Origin of the sequence: Phragmitibacter flavus (assembly GCF_005780165.1) — a bacterium.
GTDB classification, from domain to species: domain Bacteria; phylum Verrucomicrobiota; class Verrucomicrobiia; order Verrucomicrobiales; family Verrucomicrobiaceae; genus Phragmitibacter; species Phragmitibacter flavus.
This window is the reverse complement of the sequence record NZ_VAUV01000016.1, coordinates 24,596-39,451: the sequence shown is the minus strand read 5'-3', so window position 1 is coordinate 39,451 and position 14,856 is coordinate 24,596. Positions and strand designations below refer to the sequence as shown.

General features: G+C 60.4%; 10 protein-coding genes. 3 read left to right on the top strand and 7 right to left on the bottom strand.

Features of this window, described 5'->3' with window-relative positions; genetic code table 11:
• Positions 1–2 precede the first annotated feature (2 nt).
• The 5 genes from FEM03_RS19450 to FEM03_RS19430 all read right to left on the bottom strand — a co-directional run bounded on the left by FEM03_RS19450 (position 3) and on the right by FEM03_RS19430 (position 8,681).
• Positions 3–4,487 (bottom strand): LamG-like jellyroll fold domain-containing protein, encoded by a 4,485-nt coding sequence (locus tag FEM03_RS19450; RefSeq protein WP_166443005.1) that lies wholly within the window; start codon positions 4,485–4,487, stop codon positions 3–5.
• 139 nt (positions 4,488–4,626) lie between these two features.
• A complete protein-coding gene (locus FEM03_RS25690) occupies positions 4,627–4,830 on the bottom strand; it encodes a LuxR C-terminal-related transcriptional regulator (RefSeq protein ID WP_138087971.1) in 204 nt (67 codons plus the stop codon).
• Positions 4,793–5,416: a response regulator gene (locus FEM03_RS19440; RefSeq protein WP_138087970.1), complete on the bottom strand. Its 624-nt coding sequence runs from the start codon at positions 5,414–5,416 to the stop codon at positions 4,793–4,795. The genes FEM03_RS25690 and FEM03_RS19440 overlap by 38 nt, the downstream gene beginning before the upstream one ends.
• Before the next feature lie 18 nt (positions 5,417–5,434).
• Entirely contained in the window at positions 5,435–7,498 is a 2,064-nt protein-coding gene (locus FEM03_RS19435; RefSeq protein ID WP_138087969.1) for a sensor histidine kinase, read from the bottom strand.
• A gap of 205 nt (positions 7,499–7,703) precedes the next feature.
• Positions 7,704–8,681, bottom strand: a complete 978-nt coding sequence (locus FEM03_RS19430) for a metallophosphoesterase (RefSeq protein ID WP_138087968.1) — start codon at positions 8,679–8,681, stop codon at positions 7,704–7,706.
• Between FEM03_RS19430 and FEM03_RS19425 the strand changes: the two genes are divergently transcribed.
• Positions 8,680–9,735: an FAD:protein FMN transferase gene (locus tag FEM03_RS19425; RefSeq protein ID WP_138087967.1), complete on the top strand. Its 1,056-nt coding sequence runs from the start codon at positions 8,680–8,682 to the stop codon at positions 9,733–9,735. The two genes, FEM03_RS19430 and FEM03_RS19425, sit on opposite strands and share 2 nt — an antisense overlap.
• On the opposite strand, the gene FEM03_RS19420 is transcribed toward FEM03_RS19425, so the two are convergent.
• Together FEM03_RS19420 and FEM03_RS19415 are read right to left on the bottom strand one after the other, a co-directional pair.
• Positions 9,729–10,748 (bottom strand): hypothetical protein, encoded by a 1,020-nt coding sequence (locus FEM03_RS19420; RefSeq protein ID WP_138087966.1) that lies wholly within the window; start codon positions 10,746–10,748, stop codon positions 9,729–9,731. The two genes, FEM03_RS19425 and FEM03_RS19420, sit on opposite strands and share 7 nt — an antisense overlap.
• A 47-nt stretch (positions 10,749–10,795) precedes the next feature.
• Positions 10,796–11,458, bottom strand: a complete 663-nt coding sequence (locus FEM03_RS19415) for a hypothetical protein (RefSeq protein WP_138087965.1) — start codon at positions 11,456–11,458, stop codon at positions 10,796–10,798.
• Between the two features lie 198 nt (positions 11,459–11,656).
• On the opposite strand from FEM03_RS19415, the gene FEM03_RS19410 reads away from it, so the two are divergent.
• A complete protein-coding gene (locus tag FEM03_RS19410; RefSeq protein ID WP_138087964.1) occupies positions 11,657–12,979 on the top strand; it encodes a hypothetical protein in 1,323 nt (440 codons plus the stop codon).
• 123 nt (positions 12,980–13,102) lie between these two features.
• Positions 13,103–14,833 (top strand): formylglycine-generating enzyme family protein, encoded by a 1,731-nt coding sequence (locus FEM03_RS19405; protein ID WP_138087963.1) that lies wholly within the window; start codon positions 13,103–13,105, stop codon positions 14,831–14,833.
• Positions 14,834–14,856: the final 23 nt, after the last annotated feature.

The following is a 14,856-nucleotide window of genomic DNA, read 5'->3' as shown; positions in this document are numbered from 1 at the left end:
GATCAGTTTTCACTCAACCGCAGCCTGAAGAACTGCCGCTCGCCGTTGCTCGGCCCGGAGATGGTTACGCTGCCACCGGGCTGTGCCTGGCCGCTGTTTCCTGGCGTGTCCCATTGGACCCAGTTCACTAAATCATCGGTGGTTTCGATGATGAAACTGCGATTGGCAGGCACGTCGAAAGTGAGCGTGGCGGTGGTTCCAGCGACGTTGAGGGTGGGCTTTAAGGAACTCACGCCACTGAGCGGATTCGTGAACGCGAGGAACTCGGCCATGTTCGTCGCGCCATCGGCGTCGGCATCGACGTATGGGGCTCCTTCTGGGCTGGTGCTGCTGCCGAACTGGGCGAGCCGCCAGTTGGCGTAGGTTTGTCGTGAGGGCAGCGAGTGGTTGATCCAGTCGGTGAGGAGCTGGATGCCGGTTTGATCCAACTCGGAGGTGGCGAGCGGCGGCATGCGCGTATAGCCATTGATGGCGGCGGTGCGGCTGAGGATGATCGAATGCAGCGTGTCGCCGGGGACGATGAGTTTATCGCCAGCGTGCAGCGCTACACCGAAGCCGTTGATCATGCCAGTTTGCGTGAGAGTGAGGTGAGCGCGGCCATCCCAGGCGGGACCGGAGCCGCCGGCCTGATGGCAATAGGAACAGTTCACGTCGAGATACGAGCGCACACGGGCTTCAATGGGGAAGGCGGTTTCATCCGGGCGCACATGACGCGGCAGGAGATTCGTGGAGGGCACGGGGTTGTGGAAATAACCAGCGGCTTCAAGCAGATCAAGCTGGTTGCCGGTGACGCCATTCAGGGTGCCGCTGCGGTTGAGTTGGCGGGTATTGAAGGACAACATGCCGCCTGCGTTGCTCGTGTGGCAGGCCATGCATTGGGAGCGGCTGGGGATACTCCAATGCTGGACGCGTGGCGTGCCGTTCTCGATGACGTTCAAATCAAAATCCTCGCCCGCGTCGGCGACGAGCGTGGCCTCGGTCTGCGCGTCGTTCCAGCGATAGCTCACGCCATAGACGCCGCTGGTGTTTTTGACGAGCAGGCGGGTTTCGAGGCGCTTCTTGGTCGCGGGATTGCCGCGGGTCATTTCCATGTCGAAGTGTTTCACCCACACGCCGCCATTCGGGAAGGTCCACACGCCGTCTTTGCTCCACGTCATCTTGCTGCCCGCTTCCGGCAACGTGAACCAGCGGTTCTTCACGGCGAAGTCACTCCAGAAGGTCAAATTGGGCGTGTAAGGCAGCAAACCGGGCGCGGGTGAGAGATCCGTGAGATCCGCAAAAACACCCGTGGCGCTCAATGTCGTCGGGTAGCTGTCATCCGGCAGCGCGGTCTTCAGGCGCATGATTTTGCCGTTGAAGTAGGCAGAGAAAAGGATGTCGCCGTTTGAGGGATCGTGGCCGAAATTCACTGGACTCGGTGATCCGGCGATGCGCTGCACGGTGACGACGCCACCGGGTCTTGTCAGTGCCCAAATGTGACCACTGACCTGATCGCCGAAAATATAGGCACCAGTCAGACTGGGGATCCTGGTGCCGCGATAGACCACGCCGCCAATGATGGAGTTGCCCTTGTAGTTTCCATCCCCCCCAGCCACGCCGGTGTGCAGGTATTCATAGATTGGAGGGCTGGAAGTGAAGCCCGCGGGAGCCTGCGCGGCCTTCGGGCCTGGGTGCAAGCCATCGCGGAAAGCCCAGCCAGCGTTCGTGCCGCTGGAGAGCAGATGAATCTCCTCGTAAATGTCCTGTCCGACATCGCCGCACCACAGCTCACCCGTGGGTGCATCAATGGAGAAACGCCACGGACTACGCAGGCCCACAGACCAGAACTCCGTGCGCACATTGGCCGGATTGAGCGTGATACCGTTGAACGTGGTGACGCCGACATACGGATTGTCTGCGGGCACTTTGTAGCGTGCCACTCCGGCATCGGTGGGAATGGAGGCGTGCGGATTCGGCTCCAAGTTCGCTGGCAGACGATCCACGTCGATGCGCAGCATGGCGCCGAAGAAGTTCAAATCGATGCGCTGGCTGTTGTTGCGGAAGTCGTTGGCATTCTCCTCGTCGCCGTAGGCCGTGTAGAGATATCCATCCGCGCCGAAGTGAATGTCGCCGCCGTGATGATTTGGGCCACGAATGCGCCGCTCGATGAAGATCAGCTCGGACGCAGGATCAGCCGCAGGTGTCGGCGAGTTGATCTGTCCCGCAGGAATGGTGAAGCGTGCGAGACGGTCATACCACACGCCAGGATCACTGGCCTTCTGCACGGTGTAGGTGACGAAGAAATAGCCGTTGGTGGCGAACTGCGGATGGAAGGCCATGCCGAGCAATCCGTTCTCACCGAAGGGTCCAGGATCGAGCACCTCGCCGATGCGTGTGGCGAGCAGCGCGGGCAAATCCAGCACCACAGCGCTCGTGGGCGTGGCGGCGGAGACATCGGGGATGACTTTGAGGTTGCCCTCAATCTCGCAGACAAAAAGCCGCTGCGTGTCCCCTGGCGGGCTGGCAAAGGCGAGCGGTTTGTTGAACTGCAATTCACCAAACGCACTTTCCACTGCCACGCGATTCGTCGGTGGCGCATCCGGCACATTGAGGCCCACATTGGCAATGCGCAGAGCACTGGAAACATTCACCGTGACCGTGGCAGGAGCCGACCAGCCGCCCTGCCCGAGCACACGATACGCAAACATCACCGGTGCGGTGCTCACACCCGCATGAGCATACAATATGGTGCCATCGTTTTGCACCGTGGCGGTGCCGACAGCAGGCGCGGTCGTGACTTCGAGGTAAAGCGGATGCGCGATGCCGCCGGTGTCGTTTTGCACCACATCCACGCGCACTTTTTGGCCTGCGTGGATCGTCACACTGTCCGCCACGGCCACCACGGGGCCGTATTGCGCCTCCGCGCCCGCATGGTAACTCGCCAGGATCTCCGCAGGCGTGAGCGCCCGGTCGTAGATGCGCATCTCATTCAGTGCGAAGTGCGCGTTCATGTCCCCGCTGTATTGCGAGCGGCCGACCCAGTTGTTCACGTCGGCGAGCTGGTTCATGTGAAAGGGATACGGCAGCACATCCTGGAGCACGCCGTTGCGATACCACTTCGACACGCTGCCGCCGGTGCCGTAGAGACCCTTGTTGTCCTCCACAACGAGCACATAGTGATACTCGCGGCCAGGTTCCGTCACGGCCGTCAGGTTCGTCTCAAACAAAATGGGCGGAGCACCGTTGTATTGGCCCTCTAGGCGGTTTTGACCAAAGGCGGCTCCTGAATTCAAAGTGAGCGCCAAATTGTCGAACCCAGCGAAACCGCCGATCGTTCCGTCATCAATGATTTCGCCCAAAAGCGCCCCTGGACCGCGTGTGGCCGTGCTGCGGCCAAAATCGAAGAGCCGCTGATCCGTTTGCGAGGAAAGCGGCGCACACCATGCCTCGATGGTGAAGTTCGGTTTTGAGCTGAGGATGCCATTCGGCAGATCGAGATAGGCGGAGATATTCGCGGCGGTTTGATTGCCATTGGTGCCGCCAGGGAGCGTGATTTTGGCCCCGTTCAGCGTCGCTCCATGACCCCGCACGATGGCCGGAGTGCCGCTGATCACGTCATCAAAAACAGTGCCGCTCGGCGCGGTGCCAGCGGCGGTGTTGAAGGTCCAGCGATTCACCGGCGTGGGTGCCACGGTCCAGTTCGGAGCCTGCCCCGGTGGCGCATCCGGCCCTGCCAAATGATTCGCGGTGATGTCCTCCTGCGTCAGCGCATGATCGTAAATGCGCAGCTCATTCAGCGACATGTGCGCGTTCGAGTCCCAGGTCCAGTTTGAGCGTCCAATCCAATTGTTCACGTCCTGCAAGTCAGCGAGCCTAAATGCCACCGGCATCGTCGCGATCACCACGCCATCGCGATACCACGTCAGTTGTCCGCCTGCGGCCCCGTAAGCGCCAGCACCGCCTTCAAACACCATCGTATAAAGATACTGCTGCCCCACCGTCGTCGGCCAGTCCGTGTTCCGCGCGCCCATGAACACACCATTGCGCATGATCTCGAAGCGCTGCTGACCCAGCTCCAGACCACGGCAGAACGACAGCATCAAATTGTCCGAAGGCGCCCCGCCAGCCGGAGCCACTGCCGTATTCGCCGTGATCTCCCCCGGCGCACCACCGCCGACTCCCGCATCCGCCGATCTTCCGAAGTCAAACAACCGCATCCATCCCTTTGCTGAAAGCGGTGTGGCCCATGCCTCCACGGTCACGCTGGTTTTTGACGAGAGAATGCCATTCGGCAGATCGAGATACCCCGCGATGTTCGCCGCCGTCTGGATGCCGCCCGTATTGCCAGGCAGAGTGAGCTGACTGCCTGAAAAGGTCGCGCCCGTCCCCACCACCAGCGCCGTCGTGCCGCTCACGCTATCCGTCAGCGCCGTGCCATGAGTCACCGCTCCAGACGTGTTGTTGAACGACCAGCGGTGCTTCAGTTCCGCGCGCAGCCCGCACGGCATGGCCGTGAAAGAAAGGGTGAGCAGAAAGAAAAAACGGAAATGCCAATGCATGACTGCCAAGGTGGTGGGTGATGGTTGGGTGTGAGGGCGCCAATCCTATCAAACCCGGTCGCAGTCCGCGATATGTCGTTAGACATACTCACCCGCCCAGCCGCACGAGGCCCTTCGACACCGCCAGCACCGCCGCCAGGGTGCGGTTCGGCGCACCGAACTTGGCGAGTAAATTGGTCACGTGCAGTTTCACGGTGCCTTCCCTGATGCCGAGACGCCCGCCGACCCGCCGGACAACAGGCCGTTGCGCATGCTCACCCGCCCAGTCGCACGAGGCCCCGCTCCACTGCAAGAATGGCCGCGCGCGTGCGGTCGGGCGCGCCGGTTTTCGTCAGCACCTTCGCCACATGCAGCTTCACGGTGCCCTCGGTGATGCCAAGACGCCCGCCGATCTCCTTGTTCGCCAGTCCCTCGACGATGAGATGCACGATCTCCAGTTCCCGGCGCGTCAGCGGCTCCCGTTTCATCCGCGCCTCGATCTTGGCGCGGGCCGATTCCGAAAAAAAGGTGCCGCCATTTGCCACCTCGCGAATCGCTGCAATGAGCGTCTTCACATCCGCCGACTTCGTCAGATAGCCCGCCGCTCCGGCGTCACTGGCGCGGAAGACATCTTCTTCACCATCGAGCACGGTGAGCATGAGGATTTGAGCGTCATCATGCTTTTCGCGGATGCGCTTCACGGCCTCCACCCCCGTTCCGTCGGGTAAAGAGAAGTCCATCAGCGTCACATCGGGCTTCAACTTCTCATAGAGCGCCACCGCCTCCGCCACACTGCCGCCCTGTCCGGCGATGCGGAGGTCTTTTTCGTTGTTGATGGCCACCGTCAACCCGAGGCGCTGCACGAAATGATCGTCGATGATGAGAATGCGGATGGACATGGCAAAAGTGGTCAGAGGTTAATCATTAGTATCCTCAACTGCCAGCCGCGAATGGCTCCAAACGAGCGAAACCCATGTCCCGCTCCCATTTTGAGCGTCCAGACGCAAATCCGCGCCGATCCGCACCGCACGCTCCCTCATGCCGCTGAGGCCAAAATGGCCGGTGGCGTCATCTGCGGCCGTTTCGGGACAGAATCCTGTGCCATCATCACTCACGTCGAGTTTCACCGCATCAGCAGAAAAACTCGTGCGCACCTCCACACGGCTGCCGCGCGAGTGTTTCGCCGCATTCGCCACCGCTTCATGGGCCACTCGCAGGAATGCAGACTCCACATCGCCCCGGAGTCTTCTCTCTTTGCCCTCTGCTGAAAAAACAAACGTCAGACCCGCGCTCTCAGCCAGCGGACGCAGCATCGTCTCCATCGCACCGAGCAGGCCGAGCTGCTCGATCGCCATGCTGCGCAAGTCGCGGATGGTGGAGCGCGACTCCTCACGACTGCGCCGCAGAAGCTGCCGGGCGAGGCCCAGCGTCTTGTCGGGCGTGCCCTCACCGGTTTCAAACTGCTGCGAGGTCGTATCCAGCAAGATCGCCAGCCCGCTCAGCTCCTGCTCCAGCGTGTCATGCAGATCACGGGCGATGCGCTGACGCTCCTCCAGCGTCGCTTTCGTCGTCGTCTGCCGCTCGATCACCGCTGCCTGCCGCGCCACCTGCCTTCGAAGCATCCAGGCCCAAGCAGCCACCAGCAACGCTGCACCACCAACAGCGGAGAGCAGCATCAGGAGCCGCGCCGCATTCCAATACGGAGGCCTTTGCAAAATGACCACATCACGCGCAGAGCGTAGCTTCAGCGTGAACTCCTTTGTCCATTGGGCGATACCAAACGGATTGTTCATCTCCAACTCGCAGATGCCCGTCAATCCCAGCCGCATCCCCGGCTCCAGCGCCAATGGTGCAGTCTCGCCCGGCGGCAGACTGGCCTCAAACACCACTGCGCCCGCGCGGCAGAGCAGGATCGTCTCACGCGGTGTGGGCAACGCCTCCACCAAGTCCGCATCCAGCGTCACCAGCTCATACTGCTCCGCGCTGCGGCGTTCGGATGTCAGAGCGAGCCGCAGCGGCACCGGCGGCGGCCCTTCCTCCAAGATTTGCAGCTCCGCCGCATTCAATCCTGGCCGCAGCGGCATGAACGTCGCGTAACCTTCCGCCTCGATCATCGTCCCCGGCTTCAAATCCGGCGTCAGCGCCGAATCAATCCTCATGCTGCCGCCATCACCGCGTAGAAAAAGCATCTGCTCCGGCACCGCGTGAGTCACCACGCCGCGCAATCGCACCCGCTCATCAAGAGGCGAGCCGACCCGCAGCAGCTCATCCACCCGCCGCAGCGGCGCTGGCGGCGACTCCTGCGCCGGATCGAGCAGCGTCAGGAAACTCATGCCTGGCAGATACAAATGCCGCCCGCTCATCTGTCCCTGCTCATTGAACTGCGTCGCCGCCACCGCCCGCACCCGCACCCGCCGCTCCAGCAGATGTAGCGGCAGCGTGCCCACAGCCGCCAGCGTCTCGGTGCGCGGCAAAACGGCAGGCAGCTCCAGTGGACCGGATTGCAGGTAAAGCGTGAGGCCGGCATATTCGTCTGCCAGGCGCTTCACCACGCCCTCCACCTCCACCCACTGGGAATCCAACGCCGGTGTCTGAATCGCTTCCAGCGACTTCGGCACCATGGGCGCAGGCAACACTCCCTCGCCCAGCTCAACGAGTTCCGCCGCCACGATCACTGGCAAAAAGCCGTCTCCCGTCACGCCTCTCACTCCTACTTTCTGCCCCACCGCGATCCATGACGCCTGCTTCACCTGCTCACCCGCCATCACATACACACCCGCCGTGCCGTCATGCACAAACAAATTCCCCCAACTCCTGTCCACAAACGTCACCACCGCCTCCATCTCCACTGGCAGTCCTTTCTTCGCCTCATCAGGAGCCATCGCCCGCAGCACCGCCGCGCTGCGCACCACTTCCGCCGCGCCTGCCGGCTGGATGGCAGCGAGCAGGACGAGAAAAAGAACCAAGTGGGTGGACTGCATCGGTCACGATGCAATACTTCATTGCAGCCATCAAGCGAGCGTATTCCCGGGCTTTAGCCCGTCAAAGCCAACTCCAACAAAAATGCAATCCCAAGCCAGGATCGCCCGGCACGTTCAAGACTCTGATGACTGCCACGCTTATTCGCATGGCGATGCTTTCATCGGGCTAAAGCCCGGGACTACTCCCAGCCCGTCAATCACCCTCTCAAACAATCGTCACGACACCGTCCAACGTTTTCGAAAACGCATGCAGCCGGTTGCGGTTCGCATCCACATGCTGCACCGAAAAACTCTCTGCGGTCACGTGAAGATGCGTGAACCCGTAAACCGACTTGGCATAATGCCCGGACCGCACCTTGCGCAACTCCCGCACCCTGGCCCCACCGCCACCACTCAGCACGAACGAAGTCTTCAACCCTTCAAATTCCATGTGCTGCAAATCGTGATCGTGGCCGCAAAAATAAAAATCCACCCGATGCTCCTCGAATAGCGGACCCCATGCATCAATCAATGCTTCCGAATCTCCATGCTGACCATTTGAATACAGCGGATGATGGCCCATCACCACCACCCATGGTGTCGACCTGGCCCGCTTCAGTTCATCTTCCAGCCACTGATTCTGCTCCGCAATCTCCTCGGGTTTCATGTCCCGCCAGTTGCTGTCCACCGCCACGACTCTCATCAAAGGATTCACCGTCGGATAATCAAACGCATACCGCTTCGACGGCATCGTCCAGCGCGTGCCCGGATTCTCCTTTGCATAACCCAACTGCGCCTCCAACGAACGCTTGGGATCATCCCCGTAGTCGTGATTTCCCAACACCGCATAACACCGGCAGTCAAAATGCGAACGCGGATACATCTCGCTGAACTGCACCTTCCATCGCTCGCTCTTCACCCCGCCCTTCATCGACCCATAAAAATTGTCCCCCAACAAAAACATCGCCCCCGGTTTAATCTTCTGCTCATCGAGAAATTTTTTCATCCCCGACGCCACCGCCTCCTGCCCCTTCGTCTCCTTCGCCCCCCAGTCTCCAATCATCAACAAGTGCTCCCCCGGCGCCACTGGAACCAAGGCATCGGCCTGCCCCATCACCGACCGACCCAACATCGCCGAAGCGCTGAACGCAAAAGTCTGTTTCAACAAACGGCGACGTGATAGATTGGAAGAACTCAACATCATGCACAGTCAACGCCAGCGCCTTCCCAATCATTTCATCACGCTGGTTGGAATCACCCTGCTTTTCGTGCTCGGTGCCCACAGTCCCGTCCATGCGCTCGAATACTTCCAACGGAACCATGCCGCCATGGGCACCCAGTTCCACTTCCACGTTCACGCCGAATCCGCCCAAGTCGCCAACACGGCACTCGATGAAGCCATTTCCCTCATCGAAGCCATCAACCAGATCGCCTCCGACTACCTTCCCGAAAGCGAACTCAGCCGCCTCAACCGCGCTCCTGCCCACCAACCCATTCCGCTCAGCGACGATCTCCATGCCCTCCTCACCCGATCCATCGAAATCTCCGCACTCACTGAAGGCGCTTTCGACATCACCGCCGCCTACGCCGTGCAAAACTGGCGGCGCGCCCGCCGTCAACAACAGCTTCCGAAACCCGAACTCACCGCCAAAGCCATCTCCATGACCAACTGGCGCGCGCTCGAAATCAACCATCACCAACGCACCCTCACCAAAACCCAACCCGAAATTCTCATCGACCTCGGTGGCATCGCCAAAGGTTACGCCGCCGACGCCGCCCTCACGATCCTTCGTCAACATGGCATCACCCGCGCCCTCGTCGCCGCCAGCGGTGACCTCGCCATCGGCGATCCTCCACCCGGCAAATCCGGCTGGCCGGTCACCCTGCGATCCTTCGCCGCCAAAGATTCCCCCTCACCCGATGTCACCAGCGAAATCCTGCTGCACAACTGCGCCTGCTCCACCTCCGGCGACCTTCATCAATACCTCGAACTCGACGGCAAACGCTGGTCCCACATCGTCGATCCCGCCACCGGACTCGGCCTCACCCGGCGCATCGCAGCCACCCTCATCGCGCCCGACTCCACCACCGCCGACGCGCTCGCGACCGCTGCCTGCATCCTCGGACCACAAAAAGCGCTCCAACTGCTTCAAGACCGACCCGGCATTTCCTTCCGCATCACCGAACTGGACGAAGCTCATCCCCACCGACCGCACCTCACCATCAGCGGCCCCGCCTTCAAACCGACCGCTCAATAACGCACCGACGCGCCGCCGCCGCCACAATGTTTGCCTCCCAACCTGGGTGGCACCTGCACCTCCGGCAGCATCCACACCACCACCCGCTGACGCGGCACCCACCTGCGCCAGCACCAGCGCACCCCAAAAATCAGTAGCATCAGCGCCACCAAACCTCCGAGCGCCATCAAAAGCCAGGGTTTAAGCCAAGCCCACCAAATTTCCCAGCTCGATTTTGCATCCGACCCATCGCCCCCCTCAGGCGCCGTGACTTTGACCTCGGGCATCTCCGAAACCTCCCCTACCGCCTCCGTCATGGTCACCAGCTCAATCTCCGGCAGCGCATGCTCCCGCTCCAGCCAGGTGAGCCGGATCGACAACTGAATCGCAAATCGTTCCAACTGATCCCATGCATCCACCGCTTTCAGCGCATCCTGAATGCAGGCCCGAGCCATCACGCGCAAATAATCAGGCTTCACCACATCCGTCACCCGGCGGCTCATGAACAACCGCACCCGCCATGGCTCCCCCATCGGATACACCACCATGCAGGAAAGCCCCCCCATCAGATTGGCACCCGCCAGCTTGGTCAGATCCACCGTTTGAGGCAGCCGCTGCCGGCTTTCCAAAATCACAAAATGCGCCGCCACCTTGGCCTTTTCCGCCTGGTTCGCCAGCAGCCGGCTCAATTCATCTCTCGCCCCCTCGTTCAGCAACATTTCGGGATCATAAACGAATCCCCCTTGCACCATGCCCTCATGCTGTTGAAAAAAGTCTGCCCCGACCTCAATCATGTCCTTGTCAGCCGTCAACGGGCGTCCGCCCGGATCATCCGCCCCATCCTTTCGCGTTGCGGTGTTGGGAATAAACAACCTTACGTCATCCTCCCCCGAAGCCGCGCCATCCGACTGACTGGGCATCGCCGACCCCGCCGGCCAAAGCCCACCGCCCAATGGGAAAATCTGCACCTCCTCCTGCTCCCAATTCGGCAGCGGCAATCCCTCCTCTGCCGCCGTCAGAGTGACCGCGGTCAACAAAGACCAAACCAGCATCCAACCAGCGAAAACACCATCTCGTCTCCTCATCGCAATTCCCCTCCTTTGCGAGTAGCAGACTGATCTCCGCCCTTCGTTCCATCACGCAGGCGGTCCAACCCAGAACCCTGCAAAAAAACCTCCGCATTCTCCGGCGGGGACAATTCCTGCGCCGGCACCACCCGCTTCCCGAATCGGCGCAGCCGCCGCGAGATTCTCTTCAAAACCTCTTCAACGGCACTCACATACTCCCCATGCCACAATGGCGTGCGCAGGTGCGTCAAAATACTCATCAAAAAACGCTGCGGCAACGCCCCCTCGAGAGCATACCCCACATTTAATGCCGCCACCTTCGCTACCGGATCGATCACCAACACCATCGCAAACTCATTCAAACGCTGAAAATCGTCCGTATCGAATGCCGCATGATTCAGCAACCAGAAGGTCAGCTCGTTCATCGACAGCGAAGCTGGCAGAACCCCGAAATAAACCGCCACAAACACCTGCGGAAAACGCACCTCAAACTCCTCCAGACACTCCTCCAAATCACGCGAGTCACCGAGTCGCAAACAGTGCGCCCGATCTGTCAGCCGCCCCAATCTCACCAGGTCATCTCCCAAAACTTCAACCAGTTGCCGCATTTCGAACCCACACCCGCCGCAGCGCTTCACGGCGGGCGTCAGACCCGCATGGCATCGAGGGCAATTCATCCCCTTTGGAATATCATGGATACGGCAAACGTCAATCCTTCGGGGAAATTCCTCACCGTCCCGTCCGGTCGCTCCTAGGCACAGTGCATTTAGACAGGCACAAAACCACTATTGCGTTGACAGTGAGCTCCATTCTTGAATAATTGACAATAAATTACGCGGCTCCAGCAAGCGCATTCAAACAACACGATGATTCCCATGAAATCCGCCCCGTTCATCACCATTCTCGCCGCCTTAGGCACCATTGGGGCGGTCGCTCCAGCCTCTGCAGCATGGGTTCGGCTCCCCAACCAGGAAGTCCGCTCCATCAATCTTGCCACCGAGCAAATCGCTCAAACCGGTATCGAGTCCAGCAAAGGCATCGGCCAGGCGGCGAACTTGATCGACGAAGATCCCACCAAGGTTGCAACGCTCAGCGCCGGTCAGGCCAGTGCCGTCATTCGCCTTAACAGTCAGCAGTATGTTGACACGATCACCCTCAGCAACGCTGGCGCTGAAGGTGTCGTCACCGTTTCCGGCAGTGCCGACAAAAGCAGTTGGAACGCACTCAGCCAGGTTTCTTTCACCTCCTCCGATGTGGCCGTCTCCGCCCGCTTTGCTTCGGCCCAAGTTCGCTACGTGCGACTTGATTTCGAAACCTCCGCTCCTGGTGCCATCACCAACATTGCCATCCTCGGTTCTGCCGCCTCTGCTGCCGCCGCCGGTGACAACTCTTCCAGCAATGGCAAAGCCAACCTTGCTTCAGCCATCGGTGGTGCCCGTGCCATTTACGCCAGCCCTGCTCCAACCAACCTTGGAGACAAGGAAACCTCGGTGAACATCCTTCGTTTCCCGCAAAGCAATCAACCCGCCAAAACCCTCGTTTACGAGCTCAGCGGCACCAGCTTGGTGGATGCCATCTCCCTATCCTATGACAGGAGCCCTACCCAGGTCGACGTCTTCGCCTTCGACCAGCTCCCTGAGAAAAAGGATTGGCGCGGTAAATTGACCCTCGATCCAGCGTTCCTCGACACGGCGACTCCAGTGGCGAGCGGCGTCGATTCCCGCGGACTTGGACGCATCAAGGTGAAACCTTCTTCTTCCTTCAGCGCCCAGTATATCGTCATTCGCCTCCAGGCAATTGCCCAAGGTGCTGCTGCTGTTCCCGCCTCTGACTTCGGATTCGAGGGATCACAATTGATCGCCTCCACCCCTCCTGGCGGTTCCACCATCGGAGGCCTTTTGATCAATGGAGCCTTCTCCAGTGTGGCTTTCAATCAGGCGGTTGCCAACGCCCTTGGTGGTGCGGCCACCACCCCCGGCACCCAGCCCGGTTCAGGTAATTTGGATACGGCCATCACCCCCTTGATCGGCTATGGTGCCTTCAGCTCCGACTACCGTGCTTCCAGCGCCGTTGGACTTGGCAACAGTGGAACCAGCCCCACGACTCCGCAGGTCATCAACAATACCGTTGTCCGCCCGGTCCGTGGTCAACCTATCGGCTCAGGCTCTTCCCCGAACGCCTCCGAGAGCAATCCCTAGTTTCAAATTCCTTCAAGGTTTTACAGCCGCCCCGTGAAAACCGGGCGGCTTTTTCTTTCCTTCCCTTCTCATTTTGGCTACCATCTCGTCCATGCCACGACTTTCCTGCGACCATATTTGTTCATGATTGCTCCAACTCCCGAAACCGCCCCATCTGTCCCCCATCGTTCCCCACCCAGCGCTGTGTTGGTGTTTATCTTGATGCTGACACCGTTGTTTTCGATCCCTGGCCAAAGCCAGCAGCCCGAGCCCGCGCCGCTTGTTGGACTCCAGGCGCACGAAAACAGCCAAAAGATGCCCTTGCGGCCCGTCCCAGGCACGCCCGTCCTGTTTGCTGCCTATCCAACTCGTGTGTCCGACTTCACCGCTTTTGTCTCGGAAAGCGGATATCAGTGGGACCACAAACCGCACTTCCCTCAAACGGGCGACCACCCCGTCGTCAACATCACCCTTCAAGATGCCGCCGCTTTCTGCAGCTGGTTGACCGAGAAAGAACGCGCCAGCGGCACCATCACCGAATTTCAATCTTACCGGCTCCCCACCAATCGTGAATGGGACGCCGCCGTCGGACTCGCTTCCGCCCAAACCCAACGTTCGCTCACCAGTGCGCAGGAAATCGACGAGTCCCGCAGCTTCCCATGGGGCCTGCAATGGCCGCCACCTGCCAAAGCCGGCAACTTCAACTCCTATGAAATCAATGGCACCGACGACGGCCACCCCTACACCTCGCCTGTCGGTGCCTTCGACCCCTCACCCCAAGGGCTCCACGACCTCGCGGGCAACGTTTGGGAATGGGCGTGGGACCGTGAAGACCCCATCAACTCCGCCGCCCTGCTGCGCGGTGGTTCTTGGATGTATTTCCGCAAAGAATGCCTCACTTCCAACTACCGCTACCTGGTTTCCGCCGACCTTCGCGCGCCCAGCATCGGTTTCCGCTACATCTTTGAAGACAAGCGCGAAACCGCCACCTTCCTCGCCAACCAGCAAAAATCCCGCGCGGAAGAAGACAAGCAACAGATCACCATGCTTAACACGGCTCCCGATGTGAGCGCTGAGGAAGTCGCCAAAATGCGCCAGTCTTTGGAAGCACGCCGCGCCCAAAGCGACAGCAGCACGCCAGTCGAACTGCCAGACCCAGCTTCCCTCAAACCCGCCACCTCCACCGACGCCTATACCAACAAACTCGGCATGAAATTCCACCCCTTCGGGGCTCCGGGCATGCTGATGGGTGAAACCGAAGTTCGCGTCCAGGACTACGAGGCCGCCCAGAAAGCCACCGGCAAAAGCTGGACACGTCGCCCCACCTTCGTCATCCAGCCCAGCCATCCCGTCGTCAACGTCACCTGGCAAGAGGCCAACGACTTCGCCGAATGGCTCACCGCCACTGACAGGGAATCCAATCTCATTCCTGCCAACGCACGCTACCGCCTCCCCACCGATGCCGAATGGAGCGTCGCGGTCGGCTTGAAAGATGAAGCCGGCACCGATCCCGCCAGCAAGAGTGGTTCCAACACGGTGGACTACCCTTGGGGCACCAGTCAGTGGCCGCCCCCCACCTTCAGCGCCAATCTCGACACCGGACGCATGAGCGGCTATGCCGACAATTTTTCCTACACCTCCCCAGTCGGATCCTTCTCCCCCAACACCTTCAACCTTCACGACCTCGCCGGCAACGTTGCCGAATGGTGCAGCGATCCCTGGCCCGGTGCTGCTGGTGAACGCGTCGTGCGCGGCAGTTCATGGATCACTTCTGCGCAGGCCGACGCCCTCAGTTCTGCCCGACAACATTTTACTGAAGACACTGCTCTTCCCCACATCGGGTTCCGCCTGGTTCTCGATCTCAGCCAACCCTGACCGCGTCTCCACCTCTTCTTCAT

Coding starts and splice junctions, on each gene's coding strand:
- FEM03_RS19450 (WP_166443005.1), bottom strand. CDS start 4,487: ATGCCGTGCGGGCTGCGCGCGGAACTGAAGCACCGCTGGTCGTTCAAC.
- FEM03_RS19440 (WP_138087970.1), bottom strand. CDS start 5,416: ATGTCCATCCGCATTCTCATCATCGACGATCATTTCGTGCAGCGCCTC.
- FEM03_RS19435 (WP_138087969.1), bottom strand. CDS start 7,498: ATGCAGTCCACCCACTTGGTTCTTTTTCTCGTCCTGCTCGCTGCCATC.
- FEM03_RS19425 (WP_138087967.1), top strand. CDS start 8,680: ATGCACAGTCAACGCCAGCGCCTTCCCAATCATTTCATCACGCTGGTT.
- FEM03_RS19430 (WP_138087968.1), bottom strand. CDS start 8,681: ATGATGTTGAGTTCTTCCAATCTATCACGTCGCCGTTTGTTGAAACAG.
- FEM03_RS19415 (WP_138087965.1), bottom strand. CDS start 11,458: ATGAATTGCCCTCGATGCCATGCGGGTCTGACGCCCGCCGTGAAGCGC.
- FEM03_RS19410 (WP_138087964.1), top strand. CDS start 11,657: ATGAAATCCGCCCCGTTCATCACCATTCTCGCCGCCTTAGGCACCATT.
- FEM03_RS19405 (WP_138087963.1), top strand. CDS start 13,103: ATGATTGCTCCAACTCCCGAAACCGCCCCATCTGTCCCCCATCGTTCC.